17 protein-coding genes and 2 tRNA genes are annotated in these 23,643 nt (G+C 73.1%); 7 read left to right on the top strand and 12 right to left on the bottom strand.

From position 1 onward, the window contains the following. Positions 1 to 92: 92 nt before the first annotated feature. Both AB0Q99_RS13060 and AB0Q99_RS13055 read left to right on the top strand, forming a co-directional pair. Positions 93 to 1,220, top strand: coding sequence for a branched-chain amino acid ABC transporter permease (locus tag AB0Q99_RS13060; RefSeq protein ID WP_363571266.1), 1,128 nt, complete (start codon positions 93 to 95; stop codon positions 1,218 to 1,220). Beyond that, positions 1,217 to 2,122, top strand: coding sequence for an alpha/beta hydrolase (locus AB0Q99_RS13055; protein WP_363570995.1), 906 nt, complete (start codon positions 1,217 to 1,219; stop codon positions 2,120 to 2,122). The genes AB0Q99_RS13060 and AB0Q99_RS13055 overlap by 4 nt, the downstream gene beginning before the upstream one ends. A gap of 154 nt (positions 2,123 to 2,276) precedes the next feature. Here the strand turns inward: AB0Q99_RS13055 and AB0Q99_RS13050 are convergent, their stop codons facing one another. Both AB0Q99_RS13050 and AB0Q99_RS13045 read right to left on the bottom strand, forming a co-directional pair. Then, the gene (locus tag AB0Q99_RS13050) at positions 2,277 to 3,551 is read right to left on the bottom strand and encodes a hypothetical protein (RefSeq protein WP_363570993.1); all 1,275 of its coding nucleotides are present in this window, start codon (positions 3,549 to 3,551) and stop codon (positions 2,277 to 2,279) included. 386 nt (positions 3,552 to 3,937) lie between these two features. Then, positions 3,938 to 4,525, bottom strand: a complete 588-nt coding sequence (locus AB0Q99_RS13045; protein WP_363571264.1) for a VTT domain-containing protein — start codon at positions 4,523 to 4,525, stop codon at positions 3,938 to 3,940. Positions 4,526 to 5,162: 637 nt separating this feature from the next. Between AB0Q99_RS13045 and AB0Q99_RS13040 the strand changes: the two genes are divergently transcribed. Continuing rightward, positions 5,163 to 6,254, top strand: coding sequence for an LLM class flavin-dependent oxidoreductase (locus AB0Q99_RS13040; RefSeq protein ID WP_363570991.1), 1,092 nt, complete (start codon positions 5,163 to 5,165; stop codon positions 6,252 to 6,254). Positions 6,255 to 6,330: 76 nt separating this feature from the next. On the opposite strand, the gene AB0Q99_RS13035 is transcribed toward AB0Q99_RS13040, so the two are convergent. Together AB0Q99_RS13035 and AB0Q99_RS13030 are read right to left on the bottom strand one after the other, a co-directional pair. Next, positions 6,331 to 8,388 (bottom strand): EAL domain-containing protein, encoded by a 2,058-nt coding sequence (locus AB0Q99_RS13035; protein WP_363570989.1) that lies wholly within the window; start codon positions 8,386 to 8,388, stop codon positions 6,331 to 6,333. Positions 8,389 to 8,775: 387 nt separating this feature from the next. Further along, positions 8,776 to 9,201 (bottom strand): OsmC family protein, encoded by a 426-nt coding sequence (locus AB0Q99_RS13030; RefSeq protein ID WP_363570988.1) that lies wholly within the window; start codon positions 9,199 to 9,201, stop codon positions 8,776 to 8,778. 292 nt (positions 9,202 to 9,493) lie between these two features. Here AB0Q99_RS13030 and AB0Q99_RS13025 point away from each other — a divergent pair, with 292 nt between their 5' ends. Together AB0Q99_RS13025 and lepB are read left to right on the top strand one after the other, a co-directional pair. Then, positions 9,494 to 9,829: a chorismate mutase gene (locus AB0Q99_RS13025; RefSeq protein WP_363570986.1), complete on the top strand. Its 336-nt coding sequence runs from the start codon at positions 9,494 to 9,496 to the stop codon at positions 9,827 to 9,829. 229 nt (positions 9,830 to 10,058) lie between these two features. Next, a complete protein-coding gene (lepB, locus tag AB0Q99_RS13020) occupies positions 10,059 to 10,892 on the top strand; it encodes a signal peptidase I (protein WP_363570984.1) in 834 nt (277 codons plus the stop codon). On the opposite strand, the gene AB0Q99_RS13015 is transcribed toward lepB, so the two are convergent. From AB0Q99_RS13015 to AB0Q99_RS13005, 3 genes are all read right to left on the bottom strand, one after another. Further along, a complete protein-coding gene (locus AB0Q99_RS13015) occupies positions 10,855 to 11,988 on the bottom strand; it encodes a DMT family transporter (protein WP_363570982.1) in 1,134 nt (377 codons plus the stop codon). The two genes, lepB and AB0Q99_RS13015, sit on opposite strands and share 38 nt — an antisense overlap. Before the next feature lie 271 nt (positions 11,989 to 12,259). After that, positions 12,260 to 14,686: a transglycosylase domain-containing protein gene (locus AB0Q99_RS13010; protein WP_363570980.1), complete on the bottom strand. Its 2,427-nt coding sequence runs from the start codon at positions 14,684 to 14,686 to the stop codon at positions 12,260 to 12,262. A 220-nt stretch (positions 14,687 to 14,906) separates the two neighbouring features. After that, positions 14,907 to 14,980, bottom strand: a tRNA-Lys gene (locus AB0Q99_RS13005). A gap of 264 nt (positions 14,981 to 15,244) precedes the next feature. Here AB0Q99_RS13005 and AB0Q99_RS13000 point away from each other — a divergent pair. Next, entirely contained in the window at positions 15,245 to 16,096 is an 852-nt protein-coding gene (locus tag AB0Q99_RS13000) for an alpha/beta hydrolase (RefSeq protein WP_363571263.1), read from the top strand. A gap of 80 nt (positions 16,097 to 16,176) precedes the next feature. On the opposite strand, the gene AB0Q99_RS12995 is transcribed toward AB0Q99_RS13000, so the two are convergent. The 5 genes from AB0Q99_RS12995 to AB0Q99_RS12975 all read right to left on the bottom strand — a co-directional run bounded on the left by AB0Q99_RS12995 (position 16,177) and on the right by AB0Q99_RS12975 (position 21,225). Beyond that, entirely contained in the window at positions 16,177 to 16,821 is a 645-nt protein-coding gene (locus AB0Q99_RS12995; protein ID WP_363570978.1) for a GPP34 family phosphoprotein, read from the bottom strand. A 72-nt stretch (positions 16,822 to 16,893) separates the two neighbouring features. Beyond that, a tRNA-Lys gene (locus AB0Q99_RS12990) sits at positions 16,894 to 16,967 on the bottom strand. 125 nt (positions 16,968 to 17,092) lie between these two features. Beyond that, positions 17,093 to 19,222: an ABC transporter ATP-binding protein gene (locus AB0Q99_RS12985; protein ID WP_363570976.1), complete on the bottom strand. Its 2,130-nt coding sequence runs from the start codon at positions 19,220 to 19,222 to the stop codon at positions 17,093 to 17,095. Next, entirely contained in the window at positions 19,219 to 20,229 is a 1,011-nt protein-coding gene (locus AB0Q99_RS12980; protein WP_363570974.1) for an ABC transporter permease, read from the bottom strand. The genes AB0Q99_RS12985 and AB0Q99_RS12980 overlap by 4 nt, the downstream gene beginning before the upstream one ends. Before the next feature lie 15 nt (positions 20,230 to 20,244). After that, positions 20,245 to 21,225, bottom strand: a complete 981-nt coding sequence (locus AB0Q99_RS12975) for an ABC transporter permease (protein WP_363570972.1) — start codon at positions 21,223 to 21,225, stop codon at positions 20,245 to 20,247. 402 nt (positions 21,226 to 21,627) lie between these two features. Here AB0Q99_RS12975 and AB0Q99_RS12970 point away from each other — a divergent pair, with 402 nt between their 5' ends. After that, positions 21,628 to 23,334: an ABC transporter family substrate-binding protein gene (locus AB0Q99_RS12970; RefSeq protein WP_363570970.1), complete on the top strand. Its 1,707-nt coding sequence runs from the start codon at positions 21,628 to 21,630 to the stop codon at positions 23,332 to 23,334. Positions 23,335 to 23,643: the final 309 nt, after the last annotated feature.

Here is a 23,643-nt window from a genome sequence, read left to right as displayed (position 1 = left end):
ACACCAGCTCCGCCGACACCGCCACTGTGGCAAGGGGGACTGACACCAGCCTTGCCGAGACCCATTCTGGACACACGCACGAGCCCGGCGCCATCCCTCGAACAGGTGATTCAGTCACTCATCGCTGGACAGTCGCACACAGAGCGCTACGCTGGTGGCCGATCGCCCTGCTGATCACGTTCCTTGTCGCCCCATACAGTGCGCTTCCCGTCCCGGGACTGCTCGACGGCCCGCTCGGCAGCCCCGGAAGTCTCCAACTCCTCGCCCTGTGCCTGCTCTACGGTGCCCTCGCCACCGGGTACGACCTCCTGCTCGGTCGTACCGGACTGCTCTCCTTCGGTCACGCGCTCTACTTCGCGACCGGCCTCTACGCCACCGACCTCGGCATGCTGGAGCTGCGCCTGCCGTTCGCCGCCGCCGCGGTGTTCGGCGTCGCCTGCACGGCGGTGCTGGCCCTGCTGCTCGGCACGGTGAGCCTGCGCGTCACCGGTATCGGCTTCTCCATGGTCACCCTCGCCTTCGCCCAGGCCGGCTCGATCCTGGTGCAACGCAACCCCGGTGGCGTCACCGGCGGCGAGGAGGGCCGCTCCGCCCCGGCCGACCTGCTGCCCTCCGGCCTGCTCGGGATCGAGAACACCGCCAACCTCTATTGGATCGCCGTTGGGTACCTGGTGCTGACGGTCGCCGCGGTCCACTGGGCCGTCAACTCGCCTATCGGCCGGGTCTGGGAAGGCATCAAGGAGAACGAGCGCCGGGTCGAGGTGCTCGGACTGCGGCCCTACGGCTACAAGTTGGTCGCCTTCGTGCTGGCCGGCACGCTCGCCGGCCTGGGCGGGGTGGTCTACCTGCTGCTGACCGGTGGCGCCACCCCGCAGGCCGCCACCTCGGACGCCACGCTCGCGCTCCTGGTCATGGTCGTCCTCGGGGGATCCGGCACCCGCTGGGGACCGCTGCTCGGCGGCGTCCTGTACACCTGGGCGAGCCACCGGCTCGGCGACCTCGCCAACTCCACGGCCGTCGCGGACCTGCCCGCGGCGCTGCGCGTGCCGCTGTCCCAACCCCTGTTCCTGTTGGGCGCCTTGTTCGTCGCCGTGGTCTACCTGCTGCCCGGGGGCCTGGCTAGACTGCCTGCCCGCATCCGTGCCGCCCGATCCGCCCGCTCGGCCCGGACGCCGGCCGGCGTCCCGACCGCCCGACCCACCGGAGGTACCCCCGCGTGAGCCAGTCACCTTTGAAGCCCGAGGAGTTGAGCGTCCCCGTGCCCGGTGGGGACCTGGCCGTCCTGCGCTGGCCCGCCGAGGAGCCGGGGGCCCCGACGGTCGTGGCGGTGCACGGCATCACCGCCAACGGCCTCGCCTGGTACGAGGTCGCCCGGCGGCTCGCCGGTCGGGTCACCCTGGTCGCGCCCGACCTGCGGGGCCGCGGCGCCAGCCGGTCGGTCGCCGGACCGTACGGGCTGGCCCGGCACGCCGACGACGTGGCCGCGTTGATCACCGCCCTCGACGCGGGGCCCGCCGTGGTGGTCGGCCACTCGATGGGGGCCTGGGTCACCGCTCTGGCGGCCGTTCGGCACCCCGAACTCGTCCGCCGGGTGCTGCTGGTGGACGGCGCGGTGACCTTCCCGATACCGGAGGGGGGCCGGTCGGAGGACGCCCTGGCCACGGTGCTCGGTCCCGCGCTGGCCCGGCTGTCCATGACCTTCCCGGACCGCGAGGCCTACCGCGACTTCTGGCGCCGGCACCCGGCCTTCGGCGGCGCGTGGTCCGAGGGGATCGACGCCTACACCCAGCGCGACCTCGTCGGCGCGGCGCCCGAACTGCGCTCCTCCTGCGTCCTGGAGGCCGTCCAGACCGACGGCGCCCAGGTCCTCCTGGACCAGGACGCGGCCGCCGCCGTGCACCGGCTGCCCTGCCCGGCCGAATTCCTCTGGGCGGAGCGCGGGCTGCTCGACGAGCCGCAGGGACTCTACGACCACCAGCGGATCGAGGTGGCCGGCCTGGACGGGGACCGGGTCCCGGCCGAGCTGGTGCCGGACAGCAACCACTACTCGATCCTCTGGGGCGAGGCCGGGGCCGACCGCATCGTCCGCAGCCTCCTCGCGGACGCCCCCGCCGCGGGGTAGCCGGGCCGCCCGGCCCGGTCCCGGGACGACGGCGGCCGGCGGGGTGCGACCACCCCGCCGGCCGTACCGCTCCCGGTCGGTCGTACCTCCCCAGCGGCGTCGCTCCCGGTCGCGCGGCCCCCGAGCGGTGCCGGTCCCTCCGCCCCGTGGTGCGTCAGCCGGCCGTGCCGAGGAAGGCCTCCCAGCCGCCCGCCGGTGCCTGGCCGACGTTGAGCGAGCGCAGCTTGCGCACGGTGGACTGGTCCTGCACCTCCAGCCACTCGACCAGCTGCTTGAAGGAGACCAGCCGGACGTCCGGCTTGCCCGCGATCGCCTTGAGCGTCTGCTCGACGGCGTCCATGTAGATGCCGCCGTTCCACTGCTCGAAGTGGTTGCCGATGAAGAACGGCGCGCGGTTGCTGTTGTAGGCGCGGTCGAAGCCCGCCAGGTAGGAGCCCGCGGCCTGGGTGCGCCAGTCGTTGTACTTGGCGGGGTCGCCCTTGGTGCTGCCGCTGGACTGGTTGGCCAGGATGTTGTAGTCCATCGACAGGACCTGGAAGGTGTGTCCGGGGAACGGTATGGACTGCAGCGGGAAGTCCCAGACCTTGCCGTCCTGGACCTTCTGCGGCCATATCTGGAGGCCGCCCGAGGAGCTGGCGTCGTACTTCCAGCCGAGCTTCGCGATGGTCGGCAGCAGCGCCTTCTGCCCCTCCAGGCACGGGGTCCGGCCGCCTATGAGCTCCTTCTTGTAATCGAAGGGCAGCGGATCGACGTCGGTGAAACCGGTGTTGGTGCGCCACTGGGTGACGAAGCCGATGGCCTGGTCTATCTCGCTCTGCCAGTCCTCCGGGGTCCACATGTTGACCCCGTTCTTGTCGGGGCGGCTGGAGCAGAAGTGCCCGTTGAAGTGGGTCCCGATCTCGTGTCCGGCCAGCCAGGCCTGGCTGATGAGCTTGAGCGTGCTCTTGACCGCGCCGTCCGACAGGTACGGGATGTCGGAGGCGCCGACCGAGTGCTTCGGCGGGTGGTACAGCTCGGCCTTGTTCTTGGGCAGGGCGTATATCCCGGAGAGGAAGAAGGTCATGGTGGCCTTGTACTGCTCCGCCAGCTTCAGGAAGCGGGGGAACTGGCCGTCGTCGGTGCCGCCCGCACCGTCCCAGGAGAACACCACGAACTGCGGCGGCTGCTCGCCCGGCTTGAGCTTCTCGGGCTTGGGCTGGTTCGGCTGCGGCCCGGTGTCCGCGTTGGAGCCGTCGCCGATCGGGGTGCCCTTGGGCACCACGACCTGGGTCGGGTCGCCGGTGCTGCCGCCCTGGGTGGCACCCGCGCCGCCGGAGGAGGTGGAACCTTGACCCGAACCGGATCCGCCGCTGGAGCAGGCCGCGACCGCGCCGAGGGCCGCGGTCGCAGCGGTCGCACTGAGCACCGTCCTGCGCGAGATGCTGGTCATGGTCTCCCCTGGGTGCCGACACCGGTGGTGGGGTGGTCCGCAGCCGCACCGGTCAAATCGGGCAATTGATGAATATTCCGCCGTTAGCATGTCATGTCGCCGCGGCGGCCTCCAAAGCCGCCGAGCTCAGACAACTCTCAACACGCCGGGTGTATCCGCCTGGGCTGCAGGGATCCGGCGTCTGTTGCCGTCCTGTGACGCTTCGCACTCCTCGTGGCCCGCGCAGTACGGTACCGCCGGTCCGCCCGGCCCCAGGGGGAGTTCGTCGGCGTTCGGCCCGGTTGGTCGCCCTTTTGGGAAAAGTTTTGCTCCTTGATGGGGCGTGCGGCCCGAGCGCGGAGAGGAGGTGGCGGGGGCTGCGGGAGCGGGGCGTGCGGGGCGGCCGGTCAGCGGGTGGCGAGCCGCCGGTTGCGGCGCACGATCCGCGCGATCGCGGTGCTGATGGCGGTGGCCGCCGCGCAGGAGACCACGAGGCTCAGCCAGGCGGTGTTGAACCAGTGGCTGTTCAGCCAGCCCAGCGTCACGATGTAGGCGGCCCAGACCAGTGCCGCCAGCGCCGACCAGTGCAGGAAGCGGTGCGGATGGGCGGGGGAGTGGCCGATGGCCAGGTCGAGGACGGTCCGCCCGGCCGGGACGAACCGCGCGACCACCACCATCGCGGCGGCGGCGCCGCGCGGGCGTTCGACCAGTACCTCCTGGACCCGGACCACGCTGGCCGCCAGTTTGGGCCGCCGGGCCAGCCGGCGGTGCAGCATCGGGGCGCCGCGGCGTGCCAGGTGGAGCAGCAGTACGTCACCCAGGAAGGAGGCCACCGCGACGCCGAGGCCCAGCAGCACCGGCGCCCCGTTGATCTGTGCCGTCTTGAGGACGGCCAGGATGACCAGCGTCCCGCTGGGGATGAAGGGGAGGAGGGCGTCGCCGAGCACGGCGAACAGAGCCAGGGCGCAGATCCACGAGGATCCGATCGCCGCCACGAAGTCCAAGCCCTTACTCCCTCCACGCCGCCCGAGCGAGCAGGTGGCTGTAGGGGTCAACGCTAGCGCCTCGACTTTTCATGCCATGAAGCACCCCGGTATGCCGCAGGTCACGACCGCAGGTTCCGGCCGCCCGTCGGAGCGCCGGTCCACGCGCCCGGGCCGGAGGCTCGGACCGGGCAGTGGGCGCGCCGATCCGGAGGGCGTCGCCGCACATGGAACGAGCCCCCGGGGCGGGGTGCCGCGCCGAGGGCTCGCAGTGATCGTCCGGAACTGGTCCAGTCCGACGATCTTGCTGGTGGAGTGCGGATGCCGTTCGGCGATCCGCTCCCGACCACCAGCCTGCCGGACGCCGCTCCCCGTCGCGAGCCCTGGCGCTGGCGACTTCCGGCGCTGGCATGAAGTCGCCAACCGTGCCCGTCCGCTGGCTCTCCGTCAGCCGAACGGTCGGTCGGTGGTCCCGGGAGGAATGGCCGAAACGCACCCGGACCGGCACCGAACGGCATCCCGCAGCCGGGAACAGCGAGCCCCCGGGCGTGGTTGACCCCGGTCGGCAGCAGCGACCGCCGGGCCGTCCGGGCCCCCGCGCGGTCGCCACACGAAGGCCGGCTCAAGGGCGGCCAGGAGGGCGGACGGCATGACCACCGAGGACCAGCAGGAGCACGGGGCCGAGCCGCCGGCCGGCACGGCGGTCCGGGGCACCGCCCGCGGTACGGCACCCGCTCCGCTCTCGATCCTCGACCTGGCCACCGTCGGCGTCGGCCACACGCCCGCCGAGGCCCTGGCGGCCACCACCGAGCTGGCCCGCAAGGCCGAGCAGTGGGGCTACCACCGCTTCTGGGTGGCCGAGCACCACGGCATGCCCGGGGTGGCCAGCTCGACCCCGGCCGTCCTGCTCGCCCACCTCGGGGCCAACACCACGACGCTCCGGCTCGGTTCGGGCGGCGTGATGCTCCCCAACCACGCCCCGCTGGCCATCGCCGAACAGTTCGGCCTGCTGGAGGCCCTGCACCCCGGCCGGATCGACCTCGGGCTCGGCCGCGCCCCCGGCACCGACCCGGCCACCGCCCGCGCGCTGCGCCGCGGCCACGCCGAAGGCGCGGACGACTTCCCGCAGCAGCTCGCCGAGCTGACCCACTTCCTCGACGGCGACTTCCCCACCGGTCACCCCTACGCCCAGCTGACCGCCGTCCCCAGGGGTGAGGGCCGTCCGCCGATCTGGCTGCTCGGCTCCTCCGGCTTCAGCGCCCGGCTCGCAGGCCGCCTCGGCCTCCCGTTCGCCTTCGCCCACCACTTCAGCAGCACCAACACCCTCCCGGCCCTGGACCTCTACCGGTCGTCCTTCCGCCCCTCCGCCGTGCTCTCCGAGCCGTACTCGCTGATCGGCGTGAGTGCGGTCGCCGCCGACGACGAGGCCTCGGCCCGTCGCCTCGCCCGCTCCGCCGCCCTCGGCATGCTCCGGCTGCGGCGCGGCAACCCCGGCCCGATCCCCACCCCGGAGGAGGCCGAGCAGTACCCGTACAGCCCGGTCGAGGCGGACTTCGTCGACGGCTGGCTCGACAACGTCGTGCTCGGTGACCCGGGCCGGGTCGCCGACGGACTGGAGGCCCTGCGCAAGCGGACCGGGGTGGACGAGCTGATGGTCACCTCGCACATCCACGGCCACGAGGCCCGCCTCCGCTCCTACGGCCTGATCGCCGAGGCGTACGGCCTGACGGCGGAGGTCTGACGGCGGAGGCCTGACGGAGAAAGCCGGGCGGCCGGCGCCCGCCGACCGCCCGGCCGGCCCGACCCCCGGAGTACCGCTACCGCCCGTCCAGGGCGGGACGGCCCTCGCGGAGTATGGCGGCCACCAGCGCGGCCTCGCCCGGTCGGGCGAAGTACCAGCCCTGGGCGGTGTCGCAGCCGGTCAGCCGCAGCCGCTCGGCCTGGGCGGCGCTCTCGATGCCCTCGGCGGTGACGGTCAGGCCGAGGGTGTGGGCCAGCTGCACCATCGCACCGACGATCTGCTCATCGGCGTCGCTGCGGCGCGAGCCGAACGCGGGGAGGCCGGGCCGTTCCGCGGGGGCCGGGTCGCGGAAGCCCTCGATGAAGGTGCCGTCCAGCTTCAGGACGTGCACCGGGAGCCGGGAGAGGTAGGCCAGGTTGGAGTAGCCGGTACCGAAGTCGTCGATCGCGATCCGCACACCCATGTCCGCGAGGGCCTGCAGGGCCTGCAGCGGGCGCCCGCCGGGGCCGAGCAGGGCGCTCTCGGTGATCTCCAGCTGGAGCAGCCGGGCGGGCAGGCCGGTGTGGTCGAGGGCCCGGGCGACGTCGGCGACGATGTCCGAGTCCCAGATCTGGCGGGCGGCCAGGTTGACGCTCACGAAGGTCTCGGTGTCCGGGAACTCGGTGAGCCACTGCCGGGCCTGGCGGCAGGACTCCTCCAGCACCCACTTCCCCAGCGGCACGATCGCGCCGGACTCCTCGGCGAGCGGGATGAAGCGGTCCGGGGAGAGCGTCCCGTAGCGGGGGTGGCGCCAGCGGACCAGGGCCTCGGCCCCGTGCACGGCGCCGTCGGCCAGGCCGACCAGCGGCTGGTACTCGATGGTGAACTCGCCGCGCTCCAGGGCCGGCCGCAGCGCGGTGGCGAGCAGCTGGCGGGTGAGCTGGTGGGCGCCGCGGTCCGGGTCGTAGAGGGTCCAGCGGGCGCGGCCGTCGGCCTTGGACCAGTAGAGCGTGGCGTCGGCGTCCTTGACCAGGTCGGTCGGGGTGGTCTCGTGCACGGACCGTTCGACCACGCCCACGCTGGCGGTGATCACCAGCCGGTGCCCGGCGACGTCGAAGGGGCGTTCCAGCAGCTCCAGGATCCGGTCGGCCAGCTCGGTCAGCTGCTCGCTGCCCAGGCTGTCGGTGACCAGGACGGCGAACTCGTCGCCGCCCATCCGGGCCACCAGGTGGGTGTCGTGCCCGTCGAACCCGCGCCGCAGCCGGGTGGCGACGGCGATCAGCAGCTGGTCGCCGATGTGGTGGCCGAGCGCCTCGTTGATCGCGGCGAAGCCGTCGAGGTCCAGGTAGCAGACGCCCACCCGGCGGCTCGCCCCGGCGGCCGGGCCCGGAGCGGGATCCTCGGTCGCCGCGAGGCAGGCGGCGTCGAGCCGTTCGAAGAAGGAGGCCCGGTTGGGCAGCCGGGTCAGCGGGTCGTGCAGGGCCTGGTACTCCAGGCGGTCGCCGAGCCGGCGCTGTTCGGTGATGTCCTCCACCAGTGCGAGGGTGTAGAGCGGTTGCCCGGCGCCGTCCCGGATCAGCGAGACGGTGACCTTGCTCCAGACCTCGTGGCCCTCGCGGTGCTTGAGCTGCTTCTCCACGCGGAACCGTTCCCGCTCCCCGTGGACGAGTTCGGCGAACAGCCGGTCCGGCATGCCCTCCGGGTCGATGATCTCGTGCAGGTGGGTGCGGACGAGTTCGCCGACGCCCCGTCCGATCAGGCCGGCGAAGGCGGGGTTGACCTCGATGATCCGGTCCTCGGGGTCGATCAGGGCCATCCCGATGACCGCGTCGCAGAAGGCGGCCCGGAACCGGGATTCGCTGGCCCGCAGTGCGGCCAGCAGCCGGTCGGTGCCGCCGTCCGCGCGGTCGGGCCGGTCGGTGGCGTCCCGGTGCGTGCCGTTGGCGAGCGGGGTCGAACAGGTGGGGCAGAGCAGGACCTCGGGCTCCTCCAGCGTCCGGCAGGCACCGAGGGCGGAGGCGGGGTCGGTGATGGGACCGGCCGGGGGCCCTGCGGCCGGGTCGAGGACCGGCGCGGCGAGGTGGCGGCGGCGTGGTGATTCCTCGTGCCGCACGCCCGGGTGGTGTGCGTCGGCCCCCTCGTTCCGGCCCGGCACGGCATGCTCCCGTCCGCTGCTGACGCTTGACGATGGTTCGGCCGGTCAGTCGGGATCCCGGCGGCCGGCTCCGCACTCTGTCGCGGTCCTCGGAGTCGGTCCGCTGCGAGACGCCCGCGGTGGGGCGCTGTCGTGCGGGGACCCGTGCGAAGAGAAGAACAGGGCGCTGCGGCCGATCATAGGCCGCGACGACAACGCGCGGTGACCGCCGCGAGGGTGATTCGCCCGCTTTGTGATCATGAGTGGCGGAACGTGCAGACGCCCCCAGTGCACATCACATGATGTGCGCCAGGGGCGCGTGCGCCGATGTCGCGCCCCTGGGCGCTGGTTGCGCGCCGGGGTGGGACGGGGCGGTCGGACGGGCGGCGGCGGAAGCGGCCGGACAGGTCAGGCCAGCGTGGCGTCGAGGGTGATGGTGGTGCCGGTCAGGGCCTGGCTGACCGGGCAGTTGGCCTTGGCGTCCTCGGCGGCCTTGACGAAGCCCGCCTCGTCCAGGCCGGGTACGACGCCGGTGACGCTCAGGTGGATGCCGGTGATGCCCTCACCCGGTTGGAAGGTGACGTCGGCCTGGGTGTCCAGCGTGGTGGGCGGGGTGCCGGCACCGGCCAGGCCGTGCGAGAGGGCCATCGAGAAGCAGGCCGAATGAGCGGCCGCGATGAGCTCCTCCGGGCTGGTCTTGCCGTTGGCCTGCTCGGCGCGGGCCGGCCAGGACACCGGGTACGTGCCGATCCCGGACGAGACGAAGGTCGTCCGGCCCTGCCCTTGGAGGAGGTTGCCCTCCCAGGCCGTACGAGCGGTGCGGGTGGTTGCCACGATCGGTACCTCCATCACGGGGGACAGCTGAGTGGTCACTTCCGGTCATGCACGCACCAGCCTACGGGCAGCCCCGCGCCGGGACCGGCGTGTCACGCCGGTCGGACGGCCCGGCGGCGCGGGACGCCGGGAGGGTTCCGGACAGCCACCCGGGGGCCCGGATGCTGTCCGGATGGTGGACGGATCCGTCCGCGGTGCCGGGCCGGAGCAGGGGCCCTGTTAGATTTGCCCGGGCCCGAGCCCGGCCGTCGCACGGCCGGGTGCCCACCCAGACACACCGGGAGCCGCCCCGATGACGGACCACCCCACGACCCCCGACACCACCCTGTCCGAGGGGATCGACGACGCCGTACGGGCCGAGCTGACCAGCCTGCGCGAGAGCATCGACAACATCGACGCCGCGGTGGTCCACATGCTGGCCGAGCGGTTCAAGGCGACCCAGCGGGTCGGCCGGCTCAAGGCCGAGCACAAGCTGCCGCCGGCCGACCCGGCGCGCGAGCGGGACCAGATCAAGCGGCTCCGGGAGCTGGCTGCCGGGGCGAAGCTGGACCCGGTCTTCGCGGAGAAGTTCCTGAACTTCATCATCGCCGAGGTCATCCGGCACCACGAGGCCATCGCCCGCGCCTGACGGGCGGGCCGCGGCTCCTGGACGGGGGAGGCCGCGGGAGTGAGGGGCCCACCCGGGTCCCGGAGCACCTGTGAAGCACGTCCGGAGTACGTCCGGCACGTCCGAAGCGCGTCCGGAGCGGGGCCGGGACACCCGGTGATGTCGGCGGCGGCTAAATGCCCGATTTCGCCAGGCTCCGGGGGTGGCGTACCGTGCAGGTTTCCCCAGCCGGAGAGGTGGAGCAGCGACGATGGCGGTGAACCTGCCCGAAACGCCCAGCGAAACGCCCAGCGGAACACCCGGCGACCCCGCCGCGCAGGACGCCCCGACCGCCCACCGGGGGACCGGCGGTCGCGCCGAGGCCCGCCGTCGGGCCCGCGGCGCGGGCGGTCGTCGGGCCGTCCGATCGGACGGGAGGGGTCGTGCGGGCCGGTCGGGTCGTCGTCCCCGGCCGTGGTGGATCGAACTGCCGATGATGATCGTGGTCGGCCTGGCGGTCGCGCTGCTGATCAAGACCTGCCTGTTCCAGGTGTTCTCCATCCCGTCCGGCTCGATGGAGAACACCCTGCGGATCGGCGACCGGGTCGGCGTGAACAAGCTGGCACCGCTGACCGGCTGGGAGCCGGAGGCGGGGCAGCCGGTGGTGTTCAAGGACCCGGGCGGCTGGCTGCCGCCGCAGCCCGTCGACTCGAACCCGGTCACCAACGCCGTGAGCTCGGCGCTCAGCTTCGTCGGGCTGGTGCCACCGAAGGACGACAACTACCTGGTCAAGCGGGTCATCGCGACCGGCGGCCAGACCGTGCAGTGCGACGGCAGCACGCTGAGCGTCGACGGGCGGACGGTGGTCGAGCCGTACCTGCACCCGGGTGACGACTCCTGCGCGGGCCTGGACTTCGGTCCGGTGAAGGTGCCCGCAGGCTACGTCTGGGTCGAGGGCGACCACCGCAGCGACTCGTCCGACTCCCGCTACCACCAGCGCGGCCCCGGTGGCGGCGCCGTGCCGGTGGGCAACGTGGTCGGCCCGGTGTCGGCCGTCGTCTGGCCGCTCAATCACTTCGACTGGTTCGGCTGGACCGGCCGCTGACCCCGTGCTCGGCGGCCACCCGCTCCCGCTCCCGGGAGCCGTGGCCGCCGCCGGTTCCGCGCGAGCCGTCCACGTCCACGTCCCCGTCCCGGCTTCCGTCCCTGTCCGCCGGACCCGTCACGGGTACGGGGGCCGCGGCCGCCGCGTCCGTCGCCGCCTTCCCCTCCGCTCCCGAGGCGCTCGCCTGCGCCGCGAAGGCCCCGGCCAGCACCAGCAGACCGCCGACGATCTGCGGCAGCCCCAGGTGCTCACCGAGCAGCACCCAGGCCAGCACGGTGGCGACCACCGCCTCCAGGTTGGCCACCACCCCGGCGATCGGCGGCGAGAGGTACCCGACCGAGGCCACGCCGGTCAGGTAGGCGAGCACGGTCGCGATCAGGACCATCCACAGGGCCGGGACGAACGCGGGCAGGCTGTGCCCGTTCATCACCACGTCGCCGCCCAGGCGGCTCCAGTCGGCCTGCCAGGGCCGGGTGACGACGGTGAGCAGGGCGGCGCCGATGAGCAGCCCGTACGCACTGACGGCGAGCGGGTCGACCGGGCGGTCACCCCGGCGTCCGGCGTCGGCGAGCACGAAGTAGCCGACCTGGCAGCAGGCCGCGCCGAGGGCGAACAGCACGCCGAGGGCGTCGAAGCTCAGACCGTTCCAGACCTCGACCACGCAGGCCAGCCCGGCCACCGCGACACCGGCGCCGATGGCCGCGCCCCGGCTGATCGGCTTGCGCTGGACGAACTTGACGTACCCGATCAGCAGCGGCGGCCCGAGGTACTCGATGAGCAGGGCGACGCCGACCGGAATCCGGGAGATCGCCGCGAAGTAGCAGGCCTGGACGCCGGCCACGGCGAGCAGGCCGAAGCCGAGCAGCAGGCCGGGGCGACGCAGCACGGCGTCCCGGTGCCGGTAGGCGATCGGGAGGAGGGCCACGGCGGCGCCGGTGACCCGCAGCCACACCACGTGCAGCGGGGAGAGCCCGGCCTCGATGAGCGGCTTGGCCGCGGTGCCGGAGCCGCCGAAGGCGAAGGCGGAGACCAGCGCGAGGCCGAGGCCGAGGGTTCGGCCCGAAGGGAGGGTGGGCGAGGCCGTTGATCTGTGCACCGCCGCATTGTGACAGTCATACCGGCGCTTCGGTAAGGTGCCATTTCGGCATTTGGTCCTGCACTCAACTGTGCGCAGTGGCGCAATCACCGGGCCGAGCCGACGAGCCGACGAGCCGAGCAATCGAGCCCCCAGTCGAGCCGACGAGCCGAGCCGATCAACCGCCCCGATCAGCCGATCGACCGACCCTGAACCGCCGACCGACCCCGAACAGTCGACCGGCCCCGACCGGCCGAGGCCAGTCGGGGCCGGTCGACGGCCTCTCCGCAGGTCAGCCCCCGGAGCGCGCCGAGGCCGCCGCCCCCGCCCCCGCCCCCGCGAGCGCGCCCGCCCCGGCCGTGGGCTGGGTGGTCGGCTGCGAGGTCGGGTCCGCGGTCGGCTGCGTGGTCGGGGTCGGCCGCGTGGTGGGCCGCCCGGTCGGCCGGGAGGTGGGCTGATTGGTCGGCTGGTCGGTCGCGGGAGCCGTCGGCGCGGTGGTGGCCCCACCGCCGGTGCCGCCCGAGGGCGTCGGCGAGCCGGAGCCCGATCCGTCGCCCGGCGGGGTGGTGGCGCCACTGCTCGGGCCGCCGGTGGGGGCGCCCGTCGACGGGGTGCCGGTCGGCGTGCTCGGGGCGGTCGGCAGGTCGGCGGCGCCCGAGGAGTCGTCGCCGCCGGCCGGGGTCGCGAAGTCGCTGACCGGCTGGCCCTTGAGCGCGGCCTTCATGTAGGCGGTCCAGATCTGCGCCGGGTACTGGCCGCCCGCCGCGCCGTCGATCCCGCCGACGCCGCTCAGGCTGACCTGGGCGCCGGTGCCCGGGTCCTGGCCGAACAGCGCGACCGAGGTGACCAGCTCGGGGGTGTAGCCGACGAACCAGACCGACTTCTGGTCGTCGGTGGTGCCGGTCTTGCCCGCCACCGGGCGGCCGAGCGCCTTCGCCCGCCAGCCGGTGCCGCCCGGGTCGCTCACCACGCCCTGGAGCATCGAGGTGACCTGATCGGCGGTGTCCGCGCTGACCGCCTGGGTGGTCTTGTGCGCGGGCAGCGGCATGGCCTCGCCCTCGCGGTCCACCGACTGCACCAGCCACGGGGTGATCTGCTTGCCGCCGTTGTCCAGCGTGGCGTACACGCCGGCCATGTCGAGCACGCTCGGGGTGGCCGCGCCCAGCGGGATGGAGGGCACCGGGTCGAGCCCCGGGGTGTTGCCGGGCAGGCCCAGCGCGATGCCGGTGTCCTTGACCTTCTGCAGCCCGGTGTCCTGCGCGAGCTGCGCGAACGCCGAGTTGACCGACCAGTCGATCGCCTGCTGCAGGGTGATCTGCCCGTAGCTCCGGTCGCCCTCGTTCGGCGGCGCGTACGGGGTGCCCTTGCCTCCGCGGACCTTCCGGCCGCTGGTGCCGTCGTAGACGGTGTGCGGGGTGACGGTGCGGCCGTCCTGGGTCTTGGCGCCGTTCTCGAAGGCGGCGGCCAGCGCGATCGCCTTGAAGGTCGATCCGGCCTGGTAGTCGCGCCGGGTCGCGTTGTCCACGTAGTGCTTCACGTAGTCGACGCCGCCGTACAGGGCGACGATCGCGCCGGACTTCGGGTCCACCGAGACGGCGCCGGCCTGGGCGGCCGCGTCCTTCTTCCGCTTGTCCGGGTTCAGGGTGTCGTGCAGCTGCGCCTGGACGGAGTCCTGCAGGGCCTGCTGGCGGCCCGGGTCGATGCTCAGCTTGATCGTGTAGCCGCCCTTGGCCAGCTCGGTCTCGCTGATGACCCCGCTGGAGGTCAGGTACTGGGTGGCCGCGTCCACCAGGTAGCCGGCCTGGCCCGACAGGCCCGGGTTCGGCTGAGGGTCCCGGACGTCCGGGAAGGTGGTCTTCGCCCGCTCCTCGGCGGAGAGCCAGCCCTCCTTGACCATGCCGTCGAGCACGTAGTTCCAGCGGTTGACGGCGTTCTGCTTGCCGGCCGCGGTCGCGGTGGCCACGTCGTAGGCGCTCGGGGCGTTCAGCAGGGTGGCCAGGTAGGCGCCCTGCGCGGGGTCGAGCGCGGAGGCGTCGATGCCGAAGTAGGCCTGGGCGGCGGCCTGGATGCCGTAGGCGCCGCGGCCGTAGTAGGAGGTGTTCAGGTACCCGGAGAGGACCTCGTCCTTGCTCTCGGTGGCGTCCACCTTGATGGCGATGAACAGTTCCTTCACCTTGCGGGTGACCGACTGCTTCTGGCTCAGGTAGGTGTTCTTCACGTACTGCTGCGTGATGGTGGAGCCGCCCTGGGTGCCCTCGCCCTTGGCGGTGTTGACCGCGGCCCGGACCAGGCCCTGGAGGTTGACGGCACCCTCGTTGTAGAAGTTCCGGTCCTCGGCGGCCAGCGCCGCGTGCTGGGCGGCGGGGGAGACCTTGTCCAGGGTGACGTTCTGCCGGTTGGTCTGGCCGGTGCGGGTGATCACCGAGCCGTCCGAGTAGAGCCAGGTGTTGCTCTGCGCGGTCGCGGCGGCGTGCGCGTCCGGGACCTTCACCAGCGCGATCCCCAGCGCGAACAGGCCGATGCCGAGCAGCAGCGCCGAGACGAGGCCGAGCAGGGTCATCCGCCAGGTGGGTATCAGTCGGCGCCAGCCGGTGCGCTTCGGACGGCGCGGCTTCTCGTCGCCGGCCCCGTCGAAGCCGCCGGTCGGGCGCTTGAAGCGCTGGACCGGCCGGAGATCGATCGACGGCGTACGACGGCCGCTCTGGGCGTTTCTGGACAAAGCGCGGCCTTTCCTGCGGGCGCACCGAAGCAGCCGGCACGGACGGGGACATCGGTCGGGGACCTCTGTCCCGCTTCCGGTTGTACTGCCCTGGACGAGCAGGACGGGCCTGTCGGCTCCGTCGGATCGCCAATCGAGACCGACATCACACACAAATCGGACTTCGAGGGCCAAAAAATCGGGGAGCCCCTCGCGATCGCGAGAGGCTCCCCGGTGTCTGTGCGCCGCCAGGGACTCGAACCCCGGACCCGCTGATTAAGAGTCAGCTGCTCTAACCAACTGAGCTAGCGGCGCCTGCTGACCTGGAAAACAATACACGGTCCCGAGGGGTGCCTCGAACCGGTTCCGGAGACCGGCGGCCGATCCGTCCCTTTCCTTCCGGTTGGGGCGGAGTTCGCCGCTGGTTAGGGTGGAACCGTGCCCAGCCAGGACACCGCACCACCCGGCCGAGCCGCTCCCGGAACGGAGGCCGGCATGACCGCACCCGACGACCCCGGCGTCCCCCAGGTCCCCCGCCGGTCGGATGACCCCCGCCGGTCCGGAGACCCCGGTGCCCGGGTGCACTTCCTGCGCATCGACGGCGTCCCGCTGCACGTCCGCACCGAGGGCAGCGGCCCGGTCTGCCTGCTCAGCGGCGGCCTCGGCAGCAGCTGGTTCGACTGGGACCTGGTGGTCCCCTTCCTCACCTCCTACCGCACCGTGGTCCGCTTCGACCGGCCCGGTTACGGGCTGAGCGCCGCCGAGCCCGCCACCGGGCGGCCCGCCCCGACGGCGGCCGGGGAGGCCGGGCGGATCCGGGCGGTGCTGGACGGCCTCGGGCTGCGCGGGCCCTGCACCGTCGTCGGCCACTCGCTCGCCGCCTTCCACGTCGAGGCCTTCGCCAGGCTGCACCCCGAGCGGGCCGCCGGGTTGGTCCTGGTCGACGGCAGCGTCGAAGCGGGGGCCCGGCCGTACCCGGCGCCCGGCGCGCGCGACCTGGCGGCCCGGGCGGCGGCCGGCGCCGCCACCGCCCTCGCGGTGCCCTACCTGCTCGGCCCGACCGTCCGCCGGACGGTGGCCCGGCTGTCCACCGCCCGCCGTGAGGACCTCGCCCCGGCGCCGCTGGTCCGGCACTGCTACCGCACCGGCCGGGCGCTGCGCGCGCTGCTGCGGGAGAACGGGCGCTACCTCGACATGGCGGCCGAGCTGGACGGGCTGCGGCGCAGCCGGCCGTTGCCCGAGGACCTGCCGGTCACCGTGCTGGCAGCCGACGACGGCTGCCGGACCCGCCGGACCGAGGCCTGGCTGGCCGAGCAGCGGGAACTCGCGGCGCTGCTCGGCGCCGACTTCCGCACCACGGCCCCGGCCGGGCACCTGGTGATGTTCGACCGCCCGGACGCGGTGGCCTCGGCGGTGCTCGACACCCCCTGAGGCGCCGACCGAAGTGCCGACGGAGGCCCGACGGAGGTGCCACGTCGGCCGAGGAAGGAGCCGGACGCCCGGCCGGGGTTTCAGTTGCTGGAGCTGACCCGCCCGACCGCCCGCGGGATGGGCAGCTCCCGGGCCAGTTTCCGCACCGCGCGTCTGACCGGGGCGCCGGTCCGGCCGGGGTAGAGGCGGTGCTCCAGGCCGGCGACGCCGATCAGCCCGGCCAGTTGGCGGTCCCGTTCGGCCGTCGGCCGGTCGTCCCCGCCCTCGGGGCCCAGCAGGGTGGCCGCCACCCGGGCGGCGGTCTGCGGTCCGAGCTCGGGCCGGGTCGCCGGGTAGGTGCGCCACGGCAGGCCGAGGAACCGCCTCTCCTGCACGGTGCAGTACCCCTCCGCGACCAGGCGGTCGAGGTGGAACCGGTACCCGGGCGGGTTCGGCACCCGGGTGATCGCCTGGTCGAGCCCGGGCCGGAACCGGCTCTTGCCCTTCGCCTCCAGCCGGGCCAGCACCCCGGCCTCGACCTCGTCCCGGGCGCCGAAGGGCTGGTGGCCTGTGATGTACCGCTCGTCGACGGTGATGGCGCCGGCCAGCAGCAGCTCGGCGAGGACGGCGCCGGCGACCACGTGGTGGAACTCGGCGGTCGGGGCCCGGAAGCGCCCGTGCTGCGGATGGGCGGCGCAGAGGAGGAGCAGTTCCTCGGGGAGCGGACGGGAGTCGGAGGACGTCACGGGGCCACCCCTACCCGCCTCGGGAACGCCTCAGGCCGCCCACCGAAGTGAGCGGCCTGAGACCTTGCCATGTGCGCCGCCAGGGACTCGAACCCCGGACCCGCTGATTAAGAGTCAGCTGCTCTAACCAACTGAGCTAGCGGCGCTTGCTGACGTCGAAGACATTACACGGCCCGGGCCCGATCCACCGAATCGTAGGCGGATGATCACGGCAGGTGATCGCCCGCCGTGACCGAGCATCGTGATCGAGCATCGTGACCGACCGCCGTGATCACCTCCCGCGACCGCCCGCGTACGACGGCTCCGGGTGGTGGCAGGCCGCCCGGTGGTCCGCGCCCGGGGCCTCGCCGGTCAGCGCCGGCCGCTCCCGCTCGCAGCGGGCCCGGTCCGCCGGGTCGGTGAGCCCGGCGTGGCGCGGGCAGCGGGTGCGGAACGGGCAGCCGGTGCGGCGCTCGGTGGGGGAGGGCGGGTCCCCGGCGAGCAGGACGCGGTCGCGGGCGCGCTCGGCGGCGGGGTCGGGCAGCGGGACGGCGGAGAGCAGGGCGCGGGTGTACGGGTGGCGGGGCCGGTCGAAGACGGCGGAGACCTCGCCCTGCTCGACCGTCCGGCCGAGGTACATCACGCTGACCCGGTCGGCGAGGTGGCGGATCACCGAGAGGTCGTGCGAGACGAACAGGTAGGAGAGTCCGAGCTCCGCCTTGAGTGTCTGCAGCAGGTTGAGCACCCCGGCCCGGATGGAGACGTCCAGCGCGGAGACCGGTTCGTCCAGCACCAGCAGCCGGGGGCGGACGGCGAGCGCCCGGGCGATCGAGACGCGCTGGCGCTGGCCGCCGGAGAACTGGTGCGGGTAGCGGACGGCGTGGTCCGGGTCGAGGCCGACCTGGCGGAGCAGTTCGGGCACCCGGTGGGCGATCTCCGCGCGCGGGGTGCGCCGGGCGAGCAGGGGTTCCGCGACGATGTCGCCGATCGGCATCCGGGGGTCGAGGCTCGCCATCGGGTCCTGGAAGACGATCTGCAGCTCGGCGCGGAGCCGGTGGGCCTCGGCCCGGGTGAGCCGCGCGGTGTCGTGGCCGAGCAGTTCGATCCGGCCGGTCTCGGGGGCACCGAGCCGCAGCAGTTCGAACAGCGTGGTGGACTTGCCGGAGCCGGACTCCCCGACCAGGCCGAGGGTCTCGCCCTCCCGCAGGTCCAGGTCGACGCCGTCCACCGCGTACACCTCGCCGACCTTGCGCTTGAACACCGTGCCCTTGAGGAGCGGAAACGTTTTGCCGAGGCCGCTGACCGCGAGGACGGGCGCCAGGTCGGAGCGGTCGCCGGGAGCGGAGGCAGCGGGCAGCTCGGGTACGGGGTAGACCTCGGCCGGTGCGGGCCGCCGCTCGGCGAGCTCCGCCGACCGCACGCACGCCGACAGGTGCCCGCCCGCAGCCTCGGGAGCGCTCCCCGAGGCTGCCGAAGCCCCTGTCGACGTGGGCGCCAGCGCGGGCTCCGCCGCCGAACAACGCTCCTCCGCCAGCGGGCAGCGCGCCGTGAACGGGCAGCCCGGGGGCAGCTCGGCCATCGGTGCCGGGGTGCCGGGGATCGGCACCAGCGGACCGCCGCGCCCGTCCAGCCGGGGCAGCGCGCCGATCAGCCCGAGCGAGTACGGGTGGTGCGGGGCCGCGAACAGCTCGTCCACGCCGGCCGTCTCGACCACCCGCCCCGCGTACATCACCGCGACCCGGTCCGCCGTCCCGGCGATCACCCCGAGGTCGTGGCTGACCAGGACGAGCGCCGCGCCGGTCTCCCGACGTGCGGTGCGCAGCACGTCCAGCACCTGGGCCTGGATGGTGACGTCGAGCGCGGTGGTGGGTTCGTCGGCGAGCAGGATGTCGGGCTCGTTGGCGACGGCCATGGCGATCATCGCGCGCTGGCGCATGCCGCCGGAGAACTCGTGCGGGAAGCTGTCCAGGGCCCGGTCGGGCGCCGGGATGCCGACCAGGTCGAGGAGTTCGGCGGCCCGGCGGCGCGCGGTGGCCCTGTCCACCCGCTGGTGGACGCGGACGGCTTCGGCGATCTGGTCGCCGATCCGGTAGACCGGGGTGAAGGCGGAGAGCGGGTCCTGGAAGACCATGGCGACCCGGCGCCCGCGGATCGCCGCGAGCTCCCGCCCCGGCAGCCCGACCAGCTCCCGTCCGTCCAGGCGCACCGACCCGCTGACCCGCGCCGTCCCGGGCAGCAGTCCGAGCACGGACAGCGCGGTGACGGACTTGCCGGAGCCGGACTCGCCGACGATGCCGAGGGTCTCGCCGCGCCGCAGGGTGAGGTCCACCCCGCGTACGGCGGGGACCGGGCCGTGCGGCCCGGCGAAGTCCACCCGCAGGTCCCGGACGGAGAGCAGCGGGGTTTCGACGGTGGTGGTCACGGGCGCTTCCTACGGCTGACGGAACGGCTGACGGAACGGCGGGAACGGGAGTGACCGGACCGACGTGACCGACCGGGTGCGGCCCCGGAGGTGGGGTCGAGGGCGTCGCGCAGCCCGTCCCCGATCAGGTTGACGGCGAGGACGAACAGCACCAGCAGCCCGGCGGCGAAGTAGAACAGCCAGGGGAACACCGGGGCTTCGCTGGTCCCCGCGGCGAGCAGGGTGCCGAGCGAGACGTCCGGTGCCTTGACCCCGAAGCCGAAGTAGGAGAGCGCGGTCTCGCTCATCACGGCGCCGCCGACCGCGATGGTGGCGTCGATGATGAGGAAGGAGGCGACGTTCGGCAGGATGTGCCGGCTGATGATCCGCACCGGCCGCACCCCCATGAACCGTGCGGCGCGGACGAATTCGCGTTCGCGCAGGGAGATGGTCATCGAGCGGACCACCCGCGCGGTGATCATCCAGTTGAACAGCGCGAGCAGCAGGACGAAGGCGATCCAGCCGGCGCTCTTCAGCCGGGCCGAGACGATGGTGATGACCAGGAAGGCCGGGAAGACCAGCAGCAGGTCCACCAGGAACATCAGCGCCCGGTCGGCCCAGCCGCCGAAGTAGCCGGCGCAGGCGCCGACCACGGAGGCCAGCACGGTGGAGAACAGGGCCACCAGCAGCCCGATGATCAGCGACTTCTGCAGCCCCCGGACGGTCTGCGCGAAGACGTCCTGGCCGACTCCGTTGGTGCCGAACCAGTGCTCGGCGGAGGGGGGTTGGTGCAGCGCCGAGAAGTCGGGGGTGGCGTAGTGCCAGGGCGTGAGGTACGGGCCGCCGAAGGCGAGCGCGAACAGCAGCAGCACGACGACGGCCCCGACCAGGGCGCCGCGGGCGGCGAGCAGCCGGGCCAGGACGAGCCGTCCGCGGCCGGCCGCCCGGGGCGCGGGGGCGGCGCCCCGGAGGCGGGTGGGGTCCGCGGGCGAGGACGGCTCGGCCGGTTCGGCGGAGAGGGTGGTCATCTCGGTCTCCTCCGGTCAGGACCGCACGCGCGGGTCGAGGGCGGCGTGCAGGGTGTCGGCGAGGAAGCCGGAGACCAGGACGACGACGGCGGTGAACAGGTTGATCGCCACCACCGAGTTGACGTCCTGTTCGTTGATCGACTGGATCAGCCACTCGCCCATGCCGTGCCAGCCGAAGATCGTCTCGGTGAAGATCGCGCCGGTGAAGATGCCCAGGAAGCTGTAGGCGAACATGGTCGACATCGGGATCACGGCGGTCCGCAGCCCGTGTTTCAGCAGCGCCCGTCCGCGGGTGAGGCCCTTCGCCTCGGCGGTGCGCAGGTAGTCGGAGCCGAGTACGTCGAGCATGGTGCCGCGCTGGTAGCGGCTGTAGGTGGCGAGGCCGCCGAGGGCCAGCGAGACGGTGGGCAGCAGCAGGTGCAGCGCCCAGTCGGCGAGGTGGGTGCCGAGGCCGCCGGTGAGTCCGGGGGTCTCGTAGCCGGTGAACGGGATCACCTCGTGGCCGGCCGCGTCCTTGGCGGCGATGGCGCCGTTCTTGAGGAACAGCGCGACCAGGAAGACCGGTGTGGAGAGCAGCACGAAGGACAGCACGGTCAGCAGCCGGTCGGAGATCCGGTACTGGCGGACGGCGCTCCACGCTCCGACGGCGACGCCCAGGAGCATGCCGAGCAGGCTGCCGAGCAGCAGCAGCCGCAGCGAGACCCAGACCCGGCGGCCGAAGTCGTCGGTGACCGGGGTGTCGTGGATGGTCCGGCCGAGGTCGCCGTGGAGCAGGCCGCCGGCCCAGTGGCCGAAGCGCTCGACCACCGGGGTGCGGTCGTTCAGGTTGAGCGCGGTGAGCTGGCGTTCGACCGAGGCGGCGGACGGGCGCGGGACCTTGGCGTCGAAGTAGGTGCGCGGCTGCAGGGCGGTCGCGGAGATCGCGTACGCCAGGAAGACGGCGGCGAGCAGCAGTGCCGCGTAGTAGCCCAGCCGCTTCGCCAGGTAGCTGAGCATCAACGGCCGCCCGGGGTCGGGGTGGGGCCGACGCGTCTGATGGGCATCGGGTGGTGGCCTTCGGTCGGGGCCCGGTCGGGGCGTCAGATGGCGGGAGGGGAAAGGTAGGTGGGAATGCGCAGGCCAGAGTGAAGCACTCGTGGACGGCGGCGGTGTTTCGGCGGCATCGCCGCCCGTGGCTTGTGGATCAGGTGTGCTCTCCTCCCCCTGGTGGCGGATCTGATCCGCTGTTAGGTTCCTCTGGCTCGGTGCCGTTTGAGTGCCCACGCTCAAGCCGAGTCATGCCTGCCGCGCCCGAACTCCTGTCCTGACCCGCACCGCGACTCGCACACGTTGCGCAGCACGCAGGCCACGCAGCACGCCGACCACGCAGAGCACGCCGACCTCACCAGGGGGACCCTCATGGACGCTTCCACCACGGCCCGCCGTCTCGGCCGGGCCGCCGCCGCGGCCGTCGCCGTCGCGCTCGCGGTCACCGCGTGCACCTCGGGCGGGGCCGGCTCGTCCGGTGACGTGGCCAAGAGCGAGCCGCCGAGACAGGACTCCCAGGACATCAACGCCAAGGCGCCGGACCAGCTCAAGGACGGCGGCGAGGTGCGCTTCGCGCTGGACCAGTGGATCACCCAGTGGAACCCGCTGCAGGTGGACGGCGGCTCCTACACCGACACGGTGAACCTCGTCCGCGCCCTGGAGCCGACGCTCTTCGACACCGACGCCTCCGGCACCTTCCGGCCGAACCCGAACTACCTGGTGGAGGCCAAGGTCACCTCGACCTCGCCGCAGGTGGTCACGTACAAGCTCAACCCCAAGGCCACCTGGTCGGACGGCAAGCCGCTGAGCTACCTGGACTTCAGGGCCGACTGGCAGACGAGCAACGGCAAGGACCCGGCGTACAACGGCTACGACCCGTCCGGCTACGAGCTGATCTCCGCGGTCGAGCAGGGCGCCGACCCGAGCGAGGTGAAGGTCACCTTCTCCGAGCCGTACGCGGACTGGCAGAACCTGTTCCGCCCGCTGGTCCCGGCGGCCGGGATCTCCACCCCGGACGACTTCAACAAGGGCTGGGTGGAGAAGGTCCCGATCACCGCGGGCCCGCTGAAGATCGGCGTGGCGGACAAGACCGCGCAGACCATCAGCCTCGTCCCGGACCCGGCCTGGTGGGGCACCCGGGCCAAGCTCGACCGGATCACCTTCCGGGTGATGGACAAGGCGGCGAGCACCCAGGCGTACCTCAACAACGAGATCGACCTCGCCTCGGCCGGCACCGCCACCGCGTACGGCCAGCTCAAGAACGCCAAGGACACCGTGATCCGGGCCGCCAGCCCGTGGGACGAGGTGCACATCTCCTTCGGCGGCACCGGCGCGCTGGCGGACCAGCGGGTCCGCCAGGCGCTCGGCCGGGCGATCGACCGCTCGGCGCTGATCAAGATCGCCAACAACGGGGTGCCGGTGGAGTTCAAGCCGCTCGGCAACCACATCATCATGCCCAACCAGGCCGGTTACCAGGACAACTCCGGCGAGTGGGCGAAGTTCGACCCGCCCGCCGCCAAGAAGCTGCTGGACGAGGCGGGTTGGCAGGAGGGCGGAAGCGGTCAGCCGCGCACCAAGGACGGGCGGCCGCTGGAACTGCACTGGGTGCTCAGCGACGGCTCCACGCAGGCCCAGCTCGACCTCGCCACCGCGGCGGCGGCGATGTGGCAGGCGGTCGGGGTCAAGGTCGACCTGGACAAGGTGGCCGCCAACGACTACTTCGCCAAGTACGTGACCCCCGGCAAGTTCGACATCGCGAGCTGGCGCAACACCGACTCCTTCCCCGACTCCAAGAGTCTGGCCAACTTCCGTCTGCCGGTGGGCGACAACACCTTCAGCAACCCCTCGCGGCTGGGCACCCCGGAGATCGACGGCCTGCTGAAGAAGGCGGCCGGGACGGTCGACCCGGCGGAGGCCGCGAAGCTCTACAACCAGGCGGACGCGAAGATCTGGGAGCTCGGCCACACCGTCGAGCTCTACCAGCGGCCCACGGTCGTGGCGGTGCGCAAGGGCCTCGCCAACTACGGGGCGTTCGGTCTCGCGGCGGAGGACTACAGCAAGGTCGGCTGGGAGAAGTAGCCGCCGCCGACACGGCGAGCCGGACCGCACGGCAGGCGCTGGCGAGCAGCGCGGTGATCACGAGGCCGGTGGTGCGGACACGGGAAGGTCGGCTGTGCCGCCCCCGCTGTCCCGTCACCCGCCTTGACCTTCCGCGTTGCCCGCAGGCCGCCCGTGTCATGGGACCCCGCAGGGCCCGCGCTCTTCCGACCGGGGATGAATCTAGCGGCGCTCCGGCCCCGGGTGGCGCAGCGCGCGGGGCGCGTCCGGAAACCCGCCGTGCTGTCACCCGGTTCGCGCACCGCAGCGTCAACTACGGCTGACGGCAAG

The sequence above is a fragment of the Kitasatospora sp. NPDC086791 genome (assembly GCF_040685975.1).
In the GTDB taxonomy this organism is placed as follows: Bacteria; Actinomycetota; Actinomycetes; order Streptomycetales; family Streptomycetaceae; genus Kitasatospora.
The sequence above is the reverse complement of the archived record's forward strand: the minus strand, read 5'-3'. Positions and strand labels throughout refer to the sequence as shown.

What these genes read in the sequence shown, in the direction of transcription:
- AB0Q99_RS13050 (WP_363570993.1), bottom strand. Translation starts at nt 3,551, where the DNA reads ATGACCAGCATCTCGCGCAGGACGGTGCTCAGTGCGACCGCTGCGACC.
- AB0Q99_RS13040 (WP_363570991.1), top strand. Translation starts at nt 5,163, where the DNA reads ATGACCACCGAGGACCAGCAGGAGCACGGGGCCGAGCCGCCGGCCGGC.
- AB0Q99_RS13025 (WP_363570986.1), top strand. Translation starts at nt 9,494, where the DNA reads ATGACGGACCACCCCACGACCCCCGACACCACCCTGTCCGAGGGGATC.
- lepB (WP_363570984.1), top strand. Translation starts at nt 10,059, where the DNA reads ATGGCGGTGAACCTGCCCGAAACGCCCAGCGAAACGCCCAGCGGAACA.
- AB0Q99_RS12980 (WP_363570974.1), bottom strand. Translation starts at nt 20,229, where the DNA reads ATGACCACCCTCTCCGCCGAACCGGCCGAGCCGTCCTCGCCCGCGGAC.
- AB0Q99_RS12975 (WP_363570972.1), bottom strand. Translation starts at nt 21,225, where the DNA reads ATGCTCAGCTACCTGGCGAAGCGGCTGGGCTACTACGCGGCACTGCTG.
- AB0Q99_RS12970 (WP_363570970.1), top strand. Translation starts at nt 21,628, where the DNA reads ATGGACGCTTCCACCACGGCCCGCCGTCTCGGCCGGGCCGCCGCCGCG.